The organism is Bradyrhizobium sp. Crot121 (genome assembly GCF_059512385.1).
The window spans coordinates 1-382 of the sequence record NZ_JCAMOR010000461.1 but is presented as its reverse complement, the minus strand read 5'-3'; the positions used below and the strand labels follow the sequence as shown (position 1 = coordinate 382).

The following is a 382-nucleotide window of genomic DNA, read 5'->3' as shown; positions in this document are numbered from 1 at the left end:
GACCTTGTCGCGCGTCCACTCGCCATCGAGAACTTTCGGCTTCTCGTCGGCTGCCAGCAGGCGGTCATTGAAGCCTCTGAAGATAAGCGGGATTGGTAGCGGCGGTAATATTCCTCCTGGGTGAACTTTACCAGCGCGATGACATAGACGGTCATTCTCGGTCCTCATTTCTGAGAGGGCGTGCCGAGCTTGGCGCCGGAACGACGGGCCTCGAGGTTTTCAATGACGGCAAGCATAAGTTCTCTCTCAATTTGAAAATCAGACAGTTCGGTCGACGTTCTCCGTACTCTTGAGTTCACTGAAGCAAAGGAGAATCTGCTTCTCGTGGCTGAGAAGGTCGAACTGGCCGCTTTTTTGAATTGCAGCAACGCAATCTCCACCT

Annotated in this window: 1 protein-coding gene; it reads right to left on the bottom strand. The window is 53.4% G+C overall.

From position 1 onward, the window contains the following. Positions 1–164: 164 nt before the first annotated feature. Positions 165–382: hypothetical protein (locus AC5ZGW_RS47480; RefSeq protein ID WP_496114318.1), on the bottom strand; the 218-nt coding region annotated here is incomplete at its 5' end.